The organism is Uniformispora flossi (assembly GCF_049534875.1).
Classification (GTDB): Bacteria; Actinomycetota; Actinomycetes; order Streptomycetales; family Streptomycetaceae; genus Yinghuangia; species Yinghuangia aomiensis.
The window spans coordinates 1-15036 of record NZ_JBMULZ010000031.1 but is presented as its reverse complement, the minus strand read 5'-3'; the positions used below and the strand labels follow the sequence as shown (position 1 = coordinate 15036).

Genomic DNA, 15036 nt, shown 5'->3' with positions numbered 1-15036 from the left:
TGTTTTTTTTTATAATTGACTTTTTTTAACTGGTGTTGGGGGGTTGGTTTTTTTTTTTAATAAACACCGCCCCCCACCGGGGCGGGGGGGGGGGCCGACGTCGTCTTGGTTGCAGTTCTGGTTGCAGTTGCCCGCCAAATGCCCTGATCAGCCCTCTTGCCGTCCTGCCGTGTTCGCTGTGGTTCGGGCGTGGCCACGCAGCCAGCCATAGGGGGACAAGACCAGTCGGCCAAGCGGTCAGCAAAGGCACCGTTGCCGCCGGTCACCGAACTTCGGTGACCTCTACCCGCGCCTGGAGCTGTTGGCCCGGCTCGCCGATACGCCGTCCAACCAGAGGTCTGCCTGTTTCCCGGAACTGCGGGTCTCTGCCTGCGAGATGCCCAATACTGCTGAAGAGGCGCCTGGGGCTCGTGGGGCAGGCACCGTCACAGCAGCGACGACGTGGCCGCGGACGATGGGGATGCTCGAGTGCGTATGACGGATGCGGTCATCACCAACTTCCGTGCGCTGGAGCAGGTGGAGATCCGACTCGACGAACTGACAACTCTGGTGGTCGGACGGAACAACAGCGGCAAGACGTCGTTCGTCAACGTCTTCGAGAAGTTCTACTCCGGCGATGTCGAGTTCGTCCTCGAAGACTTCCCCGTGTCACGCATCGCGGACATCAAGGCGGCACTCGTCATCTACACCCAGTCCCAGGGGCAACGTGGTGCCGGCCGCCTCGAGCAGGCTGAATCCCTGCTCGCCCGCGCCGTGGAACTCCTCCCAGCGATCAGCCTCGCCATCACGATCGCCTACGACGAAGACGAGAGCCTTGCACCCGTCTCGGAGTTGATTCTTGATCTCGACGAGGACTGCCACGAGGTCAAGGTCGTGTCCGAACTGACGGTCGCCCACCCCAACCAGTTCCTGGCCGACTTCCACACTGCGAGCCAGCACGGGTCCGACGCGGCCGACAAGTTTCTGGGCCGGAGGTTCCTGCGGTACTTCAAGCCTGAGTATTGGGCTGTAGACACGACCGAGGGCTCGACGGGTCGGCGGTCCATCACCCGCGGAACGGCGATGAGCGTGCTCTCCGCCAAGTTCATCTACGCACAGAACAAGTTCGACGACACACCCTCGGACAAGACTCGCAACCTGTCGCGGACCTTCGAGGCGTTCTACAAAGCCAACAGCGATCTGGACATCCAGAATCTGAGCATCGCGAACATCGAGTCCGCACTCACCGAGGTGTCCAAGACGCTCGACGACAACTACGAGACGCTCTTCGGCCCGCTGTTCCGGTCACTGCAGGACTTCGGGGTCGAGTCGATCTCACCGATCCAGCGGCCCCGTGTCGTCTCCTCAATCGAGGGGGCGGGGCTGATGCGAGGGAGCACCCGGATCCAGTACCCCTCGGGCCCCGACGGAACTCATCTCCCGGAGGGGCACAACGGGCTCGGCTACAGCAAGCTCATCTTCACCATCCTGCAGATCATCGGATTTCACGCGGACTACGTCCGGGAGGAGCCGCAGCCAGCGCTGCAGCTGCTCTTCATCGAGGAGCCCGAGGCCCACCTGCATCCGCAGATGCAGGAGACGTTCATCCGAAATATCCGCGAGTTCATCCGTGGTCTCGAAGGTTGGAACGTTCAGGTTGTCATAACGACGCATTCCTCGCATATCGTCGCAAGTTGCTCATTCTCGTGCGTTCGGTACTTCGACTCGACCGGCACAGGTATCGTCATCAAAGACCTGTCCCGCTTCCGACAGCGAGTGCACCAGGAAGTGGACGGCGACGAGACTCTCCGCTTCCTGCAGCAGTACATGGAGCTGCGGCGATGCGACATGTTCTTCGCCGACAAGGTGATCCTGATCGAGGGGACCGCCGAGCGGTTGCTCCTGCCCGAGATGATTCGCCGGAGTGCGCCCAGTCTCGCCAACCAGTACATATCGGTGGTCGAGGTCGGCGACGGGTACGCCCTGCGATTTCGCGAGTTGCTGGGGTTCCTAGGTGTCCGGACCTTGATCGTGACCGACCTCGACTCGGTTGAGCCGCACGGCCGCGGTCGCAAATGCGCCACCGACGCGCCGGACGCGGTGACTTCGAACCAGACCCTAAAGGAGTGGCTGCCGGGCGAGAAACTCGTCCGAGCCCTCATCGAGTCGGACGACGTCAACAAGGTCCGAGGGCAGGTGCGCGTGGCGTACCAAGTGCCCGAAGGTGCCGACAGGCCGTGTGCGCGGAGCTTCGAAGATGCCTTCATCCTCGCGAACTGTGCCGAACTCGCCGCGAGCAGCGGCCGTATGGAGCTGGCCTCCGTGTTCCAGGATGAGACCGGAGCGGCATTGGGTGCCGCCGAGATCGAAGCGCAGGCGGCAGCGATCGCCAAGAGGATCGGCCGCAAGAAGACCGACTTCGCGTTCGATGTCATGCTCTTGGACCGCTGGGCCGTTCCCCGTTACATCGCCGAAGGTCTCCAGTGGCTGTCATAGATGCGATTGCTGAGGTCGAGGCGGCACTCGACGGCAACGAGAGCTTTCTCGTCGAAGCGGGTGCGGGGTCGGGCAAGACAACGGCACTCGTGCACGGACTGCGCCACCTTCTGGACGTGCGCGGGACCGAACTCAGCCGGACCCGCCGCCTCATAGCCTGTATCACGTTCACCAACGTGGCCAAGCAGCAGATCAGCGAGCGCATCGCTGCCGATCCTCGGGTGTACGTCGGCACCATCCACGAGTTCCTCTGGCATGTCATCAGCAATTTCCAGGACCCGCTCCGCACAGAACTCCTCACGCACAACATGACATTGCGGCGCCCAACCGAAGACCTCGAGTCTGCGCTGCCACCTGGGACACAGATCATCTACAGCGACCGCGGACGCCGGTTCGCCCACGGTGAGATCGGTCACGACGACGTACTCGCACTAGCAAGCCGGATGGTCACCCGCTATCCCAAGCTGGCCAGGATCGTTGCCGACCGATTTCCCGTGATCTTCGTCGACGAGTACCAGGACACGTCGCCGACAACCCTCGACATCCTGCTCAATCATGTCGCGGTCATTCCTGACACGACCTGCGTCATCGGACTCTTCGGCGACTCTATGCAGAAGATCTACCGAACCGGAATTGGCAAGGTGGAACATCCCAGGCTCAGGCGCATCACGAAGTTCGAGAACTACCGCTGCTCACAGCCAGTCGTCACCCTGCTCAACCACATACGGCCCGAGCTCCAGCAACACGTAGCTGGTCCTTCTCGTAACGGCGAGGTCTTGCTGCTCCTGAACAGCGCAATCTCAAGCGCAGCGGAACGCCTGGCCGCGGCTCGGCAACTCCTGTCCGAGCGTGGGTGGAACGACGAGGAGTCTAAGTATCTTCAGCTGACCCACCGAGGCATTGCAGGCACCCTGGACTACGCCAACCTGCTGAAGGTGTATGCCGACCAGCACTCCTTTGCGCGGGACGACCTGCTCGACGCCAGCGAGCCATACGCCAAGTATGCAGCGGAAATCGAGCACATCACGCAGGCATACTCAGACCAGGAGTACGGGGAACTCGGCCGTCTCTTGGGCTTGGCCGGAACGTGGGTGACCCGCCACGAGCAGAAGGCAGCAGTGGTTGCCCGGCTAAAAACACTCTGTGCCCTTCGCAACACTGGCACCATCGGGGACGTCGTCGACTTCGCCTCCCGACAAGACCTGCTGCGCAAACCGGCCCGGATCCGAGCCATAGAACGCGACTTCGAGCGCACCGATCTCGACGAAGCCGGGCAAGCCAGCGTGAAGTTCGCGCAAGACCTTCGGGCGGTCGCCTACCAGGAGATGGCCGCGATCTGCCGATTCCGAAATGAGCAGACCCCGTTCGCCACGCAACACGGTGTCAAGGGTGACGAGTTCCCAAACGTCGTCGTGCTGATCGAAGACGGCTCGTGGACACAGTTCCACATCGGCAAGATGATGGCCGGCACAGACAAGCCGGAACGTACAGAACGCTCCCGCAACCTCTTCTACGTGTGCTGCTCGCGGGCGGTGAACAACCTTGCCGTGGTCTTCCTGTCGGACCTTCCCGAGGAAGCCTCAAGCGTAGCGCGGGCGTGGTTCGCCGGGGCCACGGTCGTTCCCTAGTCGGCGAGCTATTCGTCTGCTCCGCTGGCAGGCTGCATTCGCTCGTTCGCGCCGAGGCGTCGCGTGTCGGCAGCCGCACGTACCGTGGTGCCTTCAGAGCCTCGGCGCCTGGAGCGGAGATGTTCGATCGAAACGTCGGCTACCCGACAGCGGTTGCGAGTTACGACGATGAAGGCGTGGACGCGGCCGTCGACTGGTGCTGCGAACACCTGGAGGAGCACGACACACTCACCGTGTGGACGAGCCTGAAGTCCAACCTTGCCAACTGCAGGCAGCTCGAACGGTTGGTCTCCAGGCACTCCAACGTTGAGCACGTGACCGCGCGTGGCGGGGCCTTCCTCCACACCATGGGCCCCGTATTGATGGCGTGGCCGGACATGGATGGCATCGGCAAGCTGGTGGAATCCGGCGGAGGCCGTATCCGCGCACTCTGCGTGATCACGTGGAGCGACGAGGCCATCCGGCCCTGGGTTTCGGCCGTGGCGCCGGAGATCCTGGGTGACGGCTCAGCGTGGCAGCAGTTGACACCAGCACTCGACAAGGTCGTTGCTGAGGCGATGAAGAGCCTCACTCTGACGATCAACCACAACAACACGATCTCAGCGGGGCACGAGAAAGACATGGTCGTCGGCACCCTCCTCGCCCTCCACGATGCGGGCATTCGGCTCGACGGTGAAGCGATGCAGGGCTGGGCACTCGCCAATGGGTGGTCTGGCCGGAACCCGCAGCGCCTAGCCAAGTACGTGCAGGACATCAACGCCGGAAAGCGTCCGCAGACACGCCATGTCCTACGCACCGACTATGTCGACCAGCTTCGGCGTCGAGCCGAGGCCAACGGTTAGGACCGCTGCGTCTACCGGTGTGGCAACCCAACGCCCGCACTATGTGGGTTCGGGATCACGTCCGGAACCCACCCGCTCCCTTGAGAATCACGCCGCGACCGGAAGACCGGGCGGAGCGCCCGCCCCATGTCGGCACATCCACTCAACGAGTCACCCAGTCAGCGTGATGGGTTTCGTAGGAACGCCATTGACGAGGTAGCGGCTGATGACGTTGGCCAGTCCGGTCGGATATACCGTGGCATCAGTTCTTGTGAGCTCGTCGACGGTCCACCAGCGGCGTTCGCGGATGGTGTCGGGGTGGTTGGCCGGTGTGAGGTCGATGGAGTCGGCCGCGACGGTCGCCAGGTAGTACGTCTCCGTCTGCCGAACGCGTTCGTTGCCGAACTGAAGTTCCTTCGTACGTACTGCCACGGCAGGCCCGGCAACCAGGAGACGAATCCCCAGTTCTTCATGCGTTTCGCGCAGCGCTGCTGCTTCTGTGGCCTCACCTGGCTCGACTCCGCCGCCGGGGGTGGCCCAGAAGCCGCCCTGTTCGTCGTACCGGAGCAGCAGCACGCGCGCGTTCTCGTCGAGGACGATCACGCGCGCGGCTTCGCGCAGGCGAAGGTTGTCCATGGCTTCCATGCTTCCAGGTGAGGGCCGCGCTGCCGATCTTGGCGACGATGACTCGAATCGCCAGACGCACGATGGCCGCCGTCAGGCTGATGGCTGGGCGGCGCCCGACGGGATTTGTGCGCGGATGTGGTGTGGCAGGGCAGCCGTGAGGATGGACCACGTGGACGTGGCGGCTGCGTCGTGGAGGGTGAAGCTGTCCTCGGGGAGCCAGTCGGCCAGATTGGTGAGGAAGTGGTGGTAGGCGGTCAGGAAGTCGCGGTCGAACCAGCGGCGGTAGCGTGCGTCGTGGGCGTGGGCGCTCCGGCGAGCCGTGGATTCGGTGGGGTCGATCAGCAGCACGAGGATCCGCTCGCTGGCGCCAGGGGTGGTCAGTCCGAACGCGGCGGCAAGCTCCAGAGCATGCTCGAAATCCTGTTGAGTCCCCTGCCCTGTGGCCATCGAGGCGTGGCGGTAGGCCAGGACTCCGATGTGGCAGCGGTCGGAGGCGAAGAGAAGCTCGGGGCGGTCGTGGCGCAGGCGCTGGGCGGCGTCCCGACGGCGCTGGGCCTCGGCAAGTAGCTCCCGTGCGATCTCGGCGTCCGGGCGGGACTCGTCGGTGGGGTGGGCCTCAGGGTGGATGATCACCTGCTGTGGCAGCGCCTGGTGGAGGCAACGTAGCGCGGTGGTCTTCCCGGCCCCGGGCATGCCGTCGAGCGCGATCACAGGGACGGTCTGCCGTCGGCTTCGAGGCCGTCCAGGACACGCGGCGCGAGCACAGCGATCTGCTCGGCGAGTTCGGTGTCGATCTCGGGCGCCCACTGGAGGGCCCAGCGGAAGTATCTGGCCGTGTGGAACAGCAGGTGGCGGGTGTCCACGTCGGTGGGCCGGCCGAGGCGGTGGCTCTCGGACTGGTAGGCGGCCAGCGCGAGGTGCGGATCGCGGCCACCGATGAGGCAGTTTTGGACGTAGAGGTTGGTCAGGTCTTCGTACACGCAGCCGATTCCGCAGCCCTCGAAGTCGATGAGCCCAGGGTCCAGCGCTTCGGCAAGGAGGAGGTTGCGGGCGGAGTAGTCGCCGTGGACGAACCCTGGAACGCAGGCGTTCTGCTCAGCCGCTTCGATGGCCGCCAGCACCGTGGTCAACCGATGGCGGACGGGGTGGTCGTCGTCGGGCATCGGCCGGATGGTGCGCCCGAACGGCGGCAGACCGTCCAGGGCGGCGACGGGAATGGCGTGCAGGCGCGCGGCGGTGGTACCGAGTGTGGCTGTGGCCTGCGCGTCGTCGGGGTCGGTCGGGGCGGTGCCGTCGAGGCGGGTGGCGCTCACCCAGGCCAGCGCGCCGTCCACAGTGTCGTGGCCGAGGACTTCGGGCACCCTGAGCCCTGCGGCCTGTGCCGCGGCGGTGAGTCCGGTGACTTCGCGCTCGGCGCGTTCGGCCGGACGGTGCGTGTACACCTTCAAGACGGCCTTCTCGGCAAGGAAAACCATGCTGCGGCCGCCGTAGCCGACGATGGCGTCCTGGTCGAAGGCGATGTCCAGTGCCGACTCGGCGGCTTGGCGTGCGCAGTCGATTTCGGTGGCCAGTTGGGCGAGCACGGGGTGTTGCGCGCCGTGGCCGACAGGGGTGGTCTCGCCCATGGAAGTCCTCGTCTTCTGCCGGGTGCGCCATTCGCGCAGCCAGTATGGGGGTTCGCCTGCCAACACCCGAATTTCCGGTTTCATCACTGGTGCGCCCGCAAGACTCGTGCGGGCGGCAGTACGGCGGTAGGCGTCCAGAGCGCGCGCCGCGATGGCGGTCCAGGAGAATTCGCACTGGGCGAGGCGACGGCCGGCGTTACCCAGGCGCCGCCGGAGCTGCTGGTCGTCGGTGAGTCGGGTGACCAGGTCGGGGAGGTCGGCCATGTCCGGGTGCGCGGAGATCAAGGCGAAGTTGCCCGGGTCGGGCAGGCCGGCGAATGCTTCCGGGGTGCCGACGACCGCGAGGCCGGCGGCCAGGTACTGGAGCACCTTGAGCTTCATGCCGCCGCCCGAATCCAATGGGGCCACGCCGACTTGGGCCGTGGCCAGTGCGCCGCGCAGATCGGGCACCGGTCCGTGCAGTCTCATGGCGCTGCCCGCCGCAAGTTTGCGCAGGCCCGCGGGGTAGCGGCCGTACATGTCGACGGAGCCGCCGACCGCGGCGAGGGTGGGGGCCAGGCGGTTGCGCAGGAACACTGCGGCTCGGGCGTTGGGTTCGTAGAACAAGTTGCCGACGAACGCGGTCCGTCCAGGCTGCTCGCGTGTGTAGTCGGGCCGCGGGCCGGGATCGACGCCGCACGGCAGGACGTGCACTGCCCGTGCCCGCAGCGCGGTTGCCAATTCGGCATCCCTGGGCGTGAACGCGACGACGGCGTCGGCGGCTGCGACAGCGGTGGCCTGGAGCACTGCGTCCTGCCGAACCGCCCATTCCCCGCTGCCGATCGTCCGGGCGAGCACGGCTTCGTCGTCGTGCATCTCGTACACGAGCGCGGCTCCGCCCGCGTCGGCCAGGGCGCGGCCGTAGCGGACGGTCAGCTGCGTGTTGGACATCACCAGGATGTCCGGCTCCAGTTCCCGGACCTGTGCGGTCAGCGCGCCGGTGTCCTCGTATAAGGCTTCGTAGGGCAGGTAGTGCACCGGGAACGGCCAATGGCGGGTCGGGACAGAGCGCGGGTTGAGGTCGCAAAGCAGCAGCGTTACGTCCGCTCCGGCCTCGGCCAGGGCCGCGTTCAGGTAGAGGGTGCGTGCGGCGGCGCCGGTCAGCGGCAGGGACCGCTGGAAGCCGGCGGTGTCGAACAGCACCGCGACCCGCAACGGTCGTCCCGCGGGCGTGTCAGCCATCGGTCTTCTCCGCTACGAAGCCGTCGCCGAAGACGAGGGCGTCGAGCGCGGTGTGGGAGAACGTGGCGACCGCGTCCGCCGGGGTCTCCACGATGGGCTCGCAGTTGTTGAACGACGTGTTCAGCACGACGGGTACCCCCGTGAGCTCGCCAAAGCAGCTGATGAGCCGGTGGAAGCGCGGGTGCGCCTGCGCGTCGACGGTCTGCACGCGAGCGGTTCCGTCCACGTGGGTGACCGCGCCCAGATCGTCTCGGCAGTCGAGGCGGACCGGCGGGGCGAACAGCATGTACGGGCTGTCCCAGCCCATGTCGAACCAGTCGCCGGCGCGCTCGGCAAGGACCGCGGGGGCGAAGGGCCGGAAGTACTCGCGGTGCTTGATGCGGAGGTTGAGTACGTCTCGGGTGGCGGCGCGGCGGGGGTCGGCGAGGATGCTGCGTGAGCCGAGCGCACGCGCGCCGAGTTCGCTGCCTCCGTCGAACCAGCCGACCAGTTTGCCTTGCGCGAGGAGTTCGGCTGCCGCGGCAGCCGGGTCCGATTCCGTCCGCCACGTGAAGGGATGGTTCGGGTGCCGCTCGACCAGGCCCGAGCGCGGATGGCGACGCAGCGCGAGTCCGATCTCGTCGGGCGTGTACGTGCGACCGAACGCGTCCCGGCCACCCAGCGGCATCCTCGGCACGGCGCCGGTGAGCCGGTGCATGCCGTACAGCGCGTTGCCCAGCGCCTGGCCACGGTCGGAAGCCGGAGGCGGCACGAACAAACGGACGCCGGTGCGGCGCCGGAGTACTTCGTTCGCCACGCAGTTCATCGCTACCCCGCCCGCGAAGCACACGGTGGCGCGCGGGTGCTCGGCCAGCAGTCGCAGGACAACCTCGACGAGGATGTCCTCTGTCTGGGACTGCACCCATGCCGCCAGGTCCCGGGCGCGCGGCGGATCCCAAGTATGCGCGGTGCCCAGGTCGATTCCGGCTCGTGCCGCAAACTCGGCCAGGCCCCGGTCGTGGGTCCGCGTGAGGCGGCCTTCGACCTTGGTGCCGATCAGGTCGAACAGGTGGGCGCCGATGGCCTTCGGGTCACCGTACGAGGCGAGTGCCATCGTTTTGCCGGACTCCTGGCCGTCGAACCCGAGCCAGTTGGTGACGGCCTCGTACGTCGCGCCGATCCCGCCGGCGCGCGGACGGCCCTCCCGGTTCCCGCCGACGCGGCTGATCCCGGCACGGTCGGCGAGGAAGTAGCTCTCGGTCTGGTTGTCGTTGCCGGAGCCGTCCGCAACCACGACCAGGGCCTCGTCGGCTCCGGAAAGGCAGAAGGCGCCGTAGGCGTGGGACAGGTGGTGGTCGACCGACACGATCCGGTCCGCAGGCACCCCGTACCGGTCCAGGCCGCCCGTGTAACCCGGCCCCAGGCGGGGGCCGACGCAGGAGAACACCACCGTGTCGACGTCGGCAAGCTTGAGATCGGCGGCGTCCAGGCAGTACGCGAGCGCAGCGTGCCAACCGGAGGAGTAGCGGGTTCGGTTCAGCCGTTCCTCGGCGACGGCCACCACCGTGTCCCCGGCGATGAGCGCGCATCCACCGTCGTGCCCGAGGTTCAGGCCGACCGCAACTGGGGTGTCATCCATGATCGATCCCCTCCAGGAAATCCTGTCGCGTTGCCGTGCTTCGGTCTTCAGCGAGTACGGACAGGCCGGTTCGGGACAGCCGTCGGCGTTCGACGCGCAGGCCGACGATCCGCAGGACATCCGCCACGGCGACCTGCCAGCCCGCGGGGCGACCGAGTCGAGACCGCGTCACGGTGTCGCGGAGCCGGTCGCTGTCGTAGATCTCGGCGTCGGGGTGGATTGCCAGGAGCCGGGCGACCGAGACGCCGTGCCACCACGCCCGAGCGGCCACTGCCCGCGTGGTGAGGTCAGCCGGGTGGATCGCCCGGTGCGCGACAGCGTCCGGAACCACCACCACGCGCAGCCCGTCACGCTGGGCACGGACGGCCAACTCCCATTCCTCGCAACTGAGGTGCCGCCGCTCGACCACGCCCAGCCGCGTGTCGAATCGCGGCTGCGGGAGCCGTCGAAAGCCGAGGTTGCAGCCGACCACCCAATACGGCGCGGCCAGCTCGACCGTGACGTCGGGCCACCGCGGCGGAACGAACCACTGCAACAACTCCGGCGACATGCCAGCGAGCGAGGTGCCGGTGAAGCGGGGCACAACCCGACCACCTGCCATGTACGCGCCCGTGCATTCGAGGGCCCGAACCATGGCAGCGGCCCAGCCTGCCGTCGGCCGGGCGTCGGGATCGGTGATCAACACGAAGTCGCCACGGCTCGCCCGGATCCCGGTGTTCCGGGCCTGCGACAGGCCCGGAATGGGCTCATGGACGACCCGGCACGCCATCGGTCCCAGCCGAACAGCGCCCTGGGCCAGGGCCGGGACCTGATGGTTGTCCACCACGATCAACTCGATCTCGGTGCCGATGCTCTGGCTGTGTACTGCGGCGGCGAGGCCCTCCAAGGCAGCGATGTTGCCGCGTACTGCGACGACGACGCTGACCGTCGGGCCGGCGCCCGGCCGTCCCCCGTCCAATGAGCCCACTTGAGGACCCCTTTCTGCTGAGGAGATTTCGAAGTCGGCCGCTCCTGCCGGACTGCGGCGCGTCGAGTGCCTGCCGATCATTGGTGCGCTGCGGCCGAGGGTCGTGGGGGTGCCCCCGGCCGCAGCGGTCTAGAGGGCGCGGGGAGTGGCCACTGCGCCGAGCTGCACAAACGGCTTCGCTGCACGGATCCGCGCCGCCAGCCGGCGGCCGGAGTCGAGCGGGTCGGGAGCGATCTCGAACCACATCACCCGTCCTGCCGGAGCCCTCTCGGCACCCCATGCGGCCGCGATCTGCGCCACGACATACAGGCCCGTGCCCGGAGTCGGCCGCTCCGGCAAGTACGGGGATGGATCGGCGGCCTCGACCCGGGCTCGGCGGCCAGTCCATGAAAGCCGCATCGTGAACGGCCTGCCGACCTCGTGGAACGAGTGCGCGGCCAACTCCGCAGCGCACAGCTTCAGATCAGCGAGCGCGTCACCGTGCAACAGACTCCAAGTGCCAGCCACCGTCGCAATCCGCCTGTGGGCAGCTGCAACTTCTTCACAGGTGGGCTCAACGGCGAACCCGTATGGCACCGGGGCGAGCACGGTCACTCCCCGTCCGCGACGACAAGGAGGTTCGAGAACTGCGCCACCGAGACCGACCATTCCTGGCCCCCGTCCACGGACTGGAGGTAGACCGTCGGCTCCAGCAGCGGCATCTCGATCACCGCGGTCACCCGCTGACGCCCGTACACCGTCTCCACGGTCTCCCCCGGAACCGGCGCGGCCTCCGTATGGTTCTTGCTCATCTCGACGTCCCCCTTCTGCGGCCGCCGCGCAGTACGGTGCCGCCACAAACCAAAGGCGGCTGGTGCGAGACGAGTTGCTGGCATTAGCCACCGGGTTTCTCGGTCTGCCGCGACAGTAGTTCGGGCACTCGGAGGCACCCTGGAAAATCCTTCCGGGGTCCGCTCAGACGGGGCGGTGATGATCACGGCATGCGCGGGATGACTCAGAGCCTCACCATCGGAGAACGCGTCGCTTGGTACCGACGCCGACGCGGATTGTCGCAATCGGTCCTAGCGGGTCTTGTCGGCCGCACCACGGACTGGTTGAGCAAAGCGGAGAACAATCGGATCGAACTCGACCGTCTCTCGGTGATCACGTCCCTCGCCGATGCCCTCGACGTCTCGCTCGGCGACTTACTCGCCGAACCAGCGCTCGTGGAGTGGTCGGCTGACGGCGGCAATTGCACAGTCCCTGCACTGCGCGAGGCGCTGATGAACTACAAGCAACTCACCCCTCTGCTGGGTGCCACACCCGACGACGAACCGCCCGCTCTCCAGCCGCTTCGCGCGCACGTGGGCGACGTCCTCGATGCTTACCAAGCTTCCCGCTACGGCTTCGCCACCGGACGCCTCCCCCGTGTGCTTGCCGATGCCTTGGCCGCATCCCGTACCTACTCTGGGCATGAACAAGCGGAGGCATTCGCTCTACTCGCCCTCGCCTACCACGGAGCGGCCATGGTGCTTGGGAAAATCGGCGAACCTGAGCTTGCGTGGATCGCCGCCGATCGCGGTCTCGCAGCCGCGCAGCACAGCGGCGACAGCGCAGTCACTGGATCCCTCTTCCGCGCGGTCGCGCATTGTCTCCTCGCCACAGGCCGGTTCACGGCAGCGGTTCAACTGGTGCGCGATGCCGCGGCCGTAATGCAGCCCGAGTTGGGTAGCGCCGGCGACGAGTACCTCTCCGCGTACGGCACCCTGTTCCTGGCAGGCGCGATGGCAGCCGCACGCGCCGACGACCGGACGACCGCTCAGAGTTTCCTTCGCGAAGCCGACGAGACCGCGCGACGACTCGGCGCCGATGCCAATCACCTGTGGACGGCGTTCGGTCCGACCAATGTCGCCATCCACCGCGTAGCAACCGCCAGCGAACTGGGCGACATCCAGATCGCCGCCGACCGGGGCCTTCGGATCGACACCAGCGGCATGCCCGTGGAACGACGCGTGCGGCACAGTCTGGAAGTTGCCAAAGCCCTGAGCGCTTGGAACCGGACTGACGAAGCGTTGGCCGTTCTGTTGGATGCCGAACGCGCCGCACCTGAGCAGGTGCGTCACCACTACGTGAGCCGAGAGCTCGTCGTCGGCTGGATACGCGGCACCAGGGGCCGCCCTTCCCAACCACTCGCCGACCTGGCTAACAGACTCCGCATCGTCCGCGGCGGCTAGAGTCCGCTCCGTGAGCGAACACAAACACAGAGAGATGGCCCGCCCCCGCATGGCGGCCGGCGCTCTGTTCTTCGACGAAGCCGACCGAGTCCTCCTCGTCGAACCGTCGTACAAGGACTACCGAGACATCCCCGGCGGCTACGTCGAAGAAGGCGAGTCCCCACTCCAAGCCTGCGTCCGCGAGGTCCACGAAGAGTTGGGGATCCGGCCCGCCATCGGCCGCCTCCTAGTCGTTGACTGGGCGCCCAACCCGGGAGAGGGAGACAAGGTCCTCTACCTCTTCGACGGCGGCCATCTGAGCACGGCCCAACTCCAGCAGATCACGCTGCAGGCGGACGAGCTCCGCAGTTACGACTTCTACGACGCCGACCAAGTGCCGGGACTCACCATCCCCCGTCTCGCACGTCGAGTCGCCGTAGGCATCGATGCTCGCAGAAGCGGCCTGACCGACTACCTCGAACACGGGATACCGACTCACCGGACGTGACCCGGTACGGGCGCGGCATCTGAAGCCGATGCGGATCGTCCAACGACCTTTGCAGGACCACGCTCGCCGCCTCTGAGCTGCATGTTCGCCTAGCACAACGCAAGCCGCCAGAATCGGCCTGGCTTGCCTTGTTGCCGCTTTGTCTTTGCGGACGGCAACGGCCTGCACGTCGAAATCTTGAGGCCGTGGGCGGCATCACCCGACGGTTCCGATGGACGATGTTCTTGGAATCCAACGCAACTCTGGCGGCCATCGGTACCGTTGGCGCATCGACTGGCTCGGTGGGGCCACGACGCCGGGGGGCACAAATGACGGAACCAGGGATACGAACTTGCGGCCGACTGACGCGGGCTGGCAAGCCTTGCAAGATCCGGTTGTCCGGGTCAGACGTGGCATGCACCACTCATGCCACCGAGCAAGACCGTGCGGTGGCCGAAGCGCATCGTCGTGGGTACAGCGAGGGATGGGCCGCGGGAAGCGCGTCGGGGGCGAGTCGCGCAAAGATGCGGATCGAATCGCTTGAGCGGCGTGTCAGGGAGCTTGAGCAGAAGGCGGATGAAGATGCCCGCTACTACGAACTCGATGGCTACCAGGTCGTCCAAGTGGGTCGTTACGCCTACCGTTGGCGGGGCGAGAAGCCGCTGGAAGTAGGTGACAGCGTTCTCCTGCCCGAGAACTACGTCAGCAGCCTCAAGCACGGGCCCGGCCCGTTCGTCGGCACCGTATCCGCTCTTGGGACGACGTACCGGGGATCCTTGTCGACGGTGATTCGCCGGATGCCGTCCGAACCCTGAACGTGCCTGCTGTGAGGCCGGCATCGGCGGCGCGTGGCACCATGTGGCGGCAGTGCCGGATTCGAAGCGCATTCACGCGTCCGTCTGGAACCTCACCTGGACGCGCTCCTCGTGCAACTTGCCGATAGCGATGATCTTGCCGTCACGCTCGCGGATCTTTCGGCCGTGATCGCCGCCGAGTCTCCGGTCAAGATGCCGCGGAGGCACCCCGATCACATCAATCGCCTGCAGCAGCTGCGAGCCCGCCTGCTCCGCCCCGTCGACGGACTTGTGCTCGGATTGACCACGCATCAAGCCAAGGGGCGCGAGTGGGACACCGTCGCCGTGCGACTCGAGAACAGCGATACGCTAGCTCTACGCTCGGGTCTGAACCGGGAGAATGAGGACCATCGCAAGCTCTACGTGGCGCTCACGCGGGCGCGCAACCGATCACTCGCATTGTGACTCGATGGTGAGTGTTGGTCATGGTGAGCTTGATCCGATTTGACGGACACCGTCGTTGTGGTGGTCAGGCCGCGAGTGCGGCTTCGTATTCGACGGGTGTGCGGTAGCCGAGGCTG

The 15036-nt window shown here is 66.4% G+C and carries 14 protein-coding genes; 7 read left to right on the top strand and 7 right to left on the bottom strand.

Annotated features, from left to right (window positions below; genetic code table 11):
* Positions 1-474: 474 nt before the first annotated feature.
* The 3 genes from ACPA54_RS37140 (at position 475) to ACPA54_RS37130 (ending at position 4945) form a co-directional block, all read left to right on the top strand.
* Positions 475-2475 carry an AAA family ATPase gene (locus tag ACPA54_RS37140; RefSeq protein WP_423536714.1) on the top strand — a complete coding sequence of 667 codons (2001 nt, stop codon included), beginning with the start codon at positions 475-477 and terminating at the stop codon, positions 2473-2475.
* Complete coding sequence (locus ACPA54_RS37135; RefSeq protein ID WP_423536713.1) at positions 2463-4103, top strand: UvrD-helicase domain-containing protein; 1641 nt, start codon at positions 2463-2465, stop codon at positions 4101-4103. The genes ACPA54_RS37140 and ACPA54_RS37135 overlap by 13 nt, the downstream gene beginning before the upstream one ends.
* Before the next feature lie 119 nt (positions 4104-4222).
* The gene (locus ACPA54_RS37130; protein WP_423536712.1) at positions 4223-4945 is read left to right on the top strand and encodes a hypothetical protein; all 723 of its coding nucleotides are present in this window, start codon (positions 4223-4225) and stop codon (positions 4943-4945) included.
* A 150-nt stretch (positions 4946-5095) separates the two neighbouring features.
* On the opposite strand, the gene ACPA54_RS37125 is transcribed toward ACPA54_RS37130, so the two are convergent.
* The 7 genes from ACPA54_RS37125 to ACPA54_RS37095 form a co-directional block, all read right to left on the bottom strand.
* On the bottom strand, positions 5096-5569 hold the full coding sequence (locus tag ACPA54_RS37125) for an NUDIX hydrolase (protein WP_423536710.1): 474 nt from the start codon (positions 5567-5569) through the stop codon (positions 5096-5098).
* A gap of 72 nt (positions 5570-5641) precedes the next feature.
* Positions 5642-6262: a hypothetical protein gene (locus ACPA54_RS37120; RefSeq protein ID WP_423536709.1), complete on the bottom strand. Its 621-nt coding sequence runs from the start codon at positions 6260-6262 to the stop codon at positions 5642-5644.
* A complete protein-coding gene (locus tag ACPA54_RS37115; RefSeq protein ID WP_423536708.1) occupies positions 6259-8397 on the bottom strand; it encodes a phosphotransferase in 2139 nt (712 codons plus the stop codon). Before ACPA54_RS37115 ends, ACPA54_RS37120 begins: the two co-directional genes overlap by 4 nt.
* Positions 8390-10015 carry a carbamoyltransferase family protein gene (locus ACPA54_RS37110; protein ID WP_423536706.1) on the bottom strand — a complete coding sequence of 542 codons (1626 nt, stop codon included), beginning with the start codon at positions 10013-10015 and terminating at the stop codon, positions 8390-8392. The genes ACPA54_RS37115 and ACPA54_RS37110 overlap by 8 nt, the downstream gene beginning before the upstream one ends.
* On the bottom strand, positions 10008-10982 hold the full coding sequence (locus ACPA54_RS37105) for a glycosyltransferase family 2 protein (protein ID WP_423536705.1): 975 nt from the start codon (positions 10980-10982) through the stop codon (positions 10008-10010). Before ACPA54_RS37105 ends, ACPA54_RS37110 begins: the two co-directional genes overlap by 8 nt.
* 129 nt (positions 10983-11111) lie before the next feature.
* Entirely contained in the window at positions 11112-11576 is a 465-nt protein-coding gene (locus tag ACPA54_RS37100) for an ATP-binding protein (protein WP_423536703.1), read from the bottom strand.
* The gene (locus ACPA54_RS37095) at positions 11573-11773 is read right to left on the bottom strand and encodes a hypothetical protein (protein WP_423536702.1); all 201 of its coding nucleotides are present in this window, start codon (positions 11771-11773) and stop codon (positions 11573-11575) included. The genes ACPA54_RS37100 and ACPA54_RS37095 overlap by 4 nt, the downstream gene beginning before the upstream one ends.
* A gap of 189 nt (positions 11774-11962) precedes the next feature.
* Between ACPA54_RS37095 and ACPA54_RS37090 the strand changes: the two genes are divergently transcribed.
* From ACPA54_RS37090 to ACPA54_RS37075, 4 genes are all read left to right on the top strand, one after another.
* Positions 11963-13195: a helix-turn-helix domain-containing protein gene (locus tag ACPA54_RS37090; RefSeq protein ID WP_423536700.1), complete on the top strand. Its 1233-nt coding sequence runs from the start codon at positions 11963-11965 to the stop codon at positions 13193-13195.
* Positions 13196-13229: 34 nt separating this feature from the next.
* Positions 13230-13682 carry an NUDIX domain-containing protein gene (locus tag ACPA54_RS37085; protein WP_423536777.1) on the top strand — a complete coding sequence of 151 codons (453 nt, stop codon included), beginning with the start codon at positions 13230-13232 and terminating at the stop codon, positions 13680-13682.
* Between the two features lie 503 nt (positions 13683-14185).
* Positions 14186-14476 carry a hypothetical protein gene (locus ACPA54_RS37080; RefSeq protein WP_423536698.1) on the top strand — a complete coding sequence of 97 codons (291 nt, stop codon included), beginning with the start codon at positions 14186-14188 and terminating at the stop codon, positions 14474-14476.
* Between the two features lie 111 nt (positions 14477-14587).
* Positions 14588-14920: a 3'-5' exonuclease gene (locus ACPA54_RS37075; RefSeq protein WP_423536697.1), complete on the top strand. Its 333-nt coding sequence runs from the start codon at positions 14588-14590 to the stop codon at positions 14918-14920.
* Positions 14921-15036: the final 116 nt, after the last annotated feature.

Excerpts from the sequence above, each read along its gene's own strand:
- ACPA54_RS37085 (WP_423536777.1), top strand. The coding sequence starts at position 13,230 with ATGGCCCGCCCCCGCATGGCGGCCGGCGCTCTGTTCTTCGACGAAGCC.
- ACPA54_RS37110 (WP_423536706.1), bottom strand. The coding sequence starts at position 10,015 with ATGGATGACACCCCAGTTGCGGTCGGCCTGAACCTCGGGCACGACGGT.
- ACPA54_RS37095 (WP_423536702.1), bottom strand. The coding sequence starts at position 11,773 with ATGAGCAAGAACCATACGGAGGCCGCGCCGGTTCCGGGGGAGACCGTG.
- ACPA54_RS37080 (WP_423536698.1), top strand. The coding sequence starts at position 14,186 with ATGCGGATCGAATCGCTTGAGCGGCGTGTCAGGGAGCTTGAGCAGAAG.
- ACPA54_RS37090 (WP_423536700.1), top strand. The coding sequence starts at position 11,963 with ATGCGCGGGATGACTCAGAGCCTCACCATCGGAGAACGCGTCGCTTGG.
- ACPA54_RS37115 (WP_423536708.1), bottom strand. The coding sequence starts at position 8,397 with ATGGCTGACACGCCCGCGGGACGACCGTTGCGGGTCGCGGTGCTGTTC.
- ACPA54_RS37140 (WP_423536714.1), top strand. The coding sequence starts at position 475 with ATGACGGATGCGGTCATCACCAACTTCCGTGCGCTGGAGCAGGTGGAG.
- ACPA54_RS37125 (WP_423536710.1), bottom strand. The coding sequence starts at position 5,569 with ATGGAAGCCATGGACAACCTTCGCCTGCGCGAAGCCGCGCGCGTGATC.
- ACPA54_RS37130 (WP_423536712.1), top strand. The coding sequence starts at position 4,223 with ATGTTCGATCGAAACGTCGGCTACCCGACAGCGGTTGCGAGTTACGAC.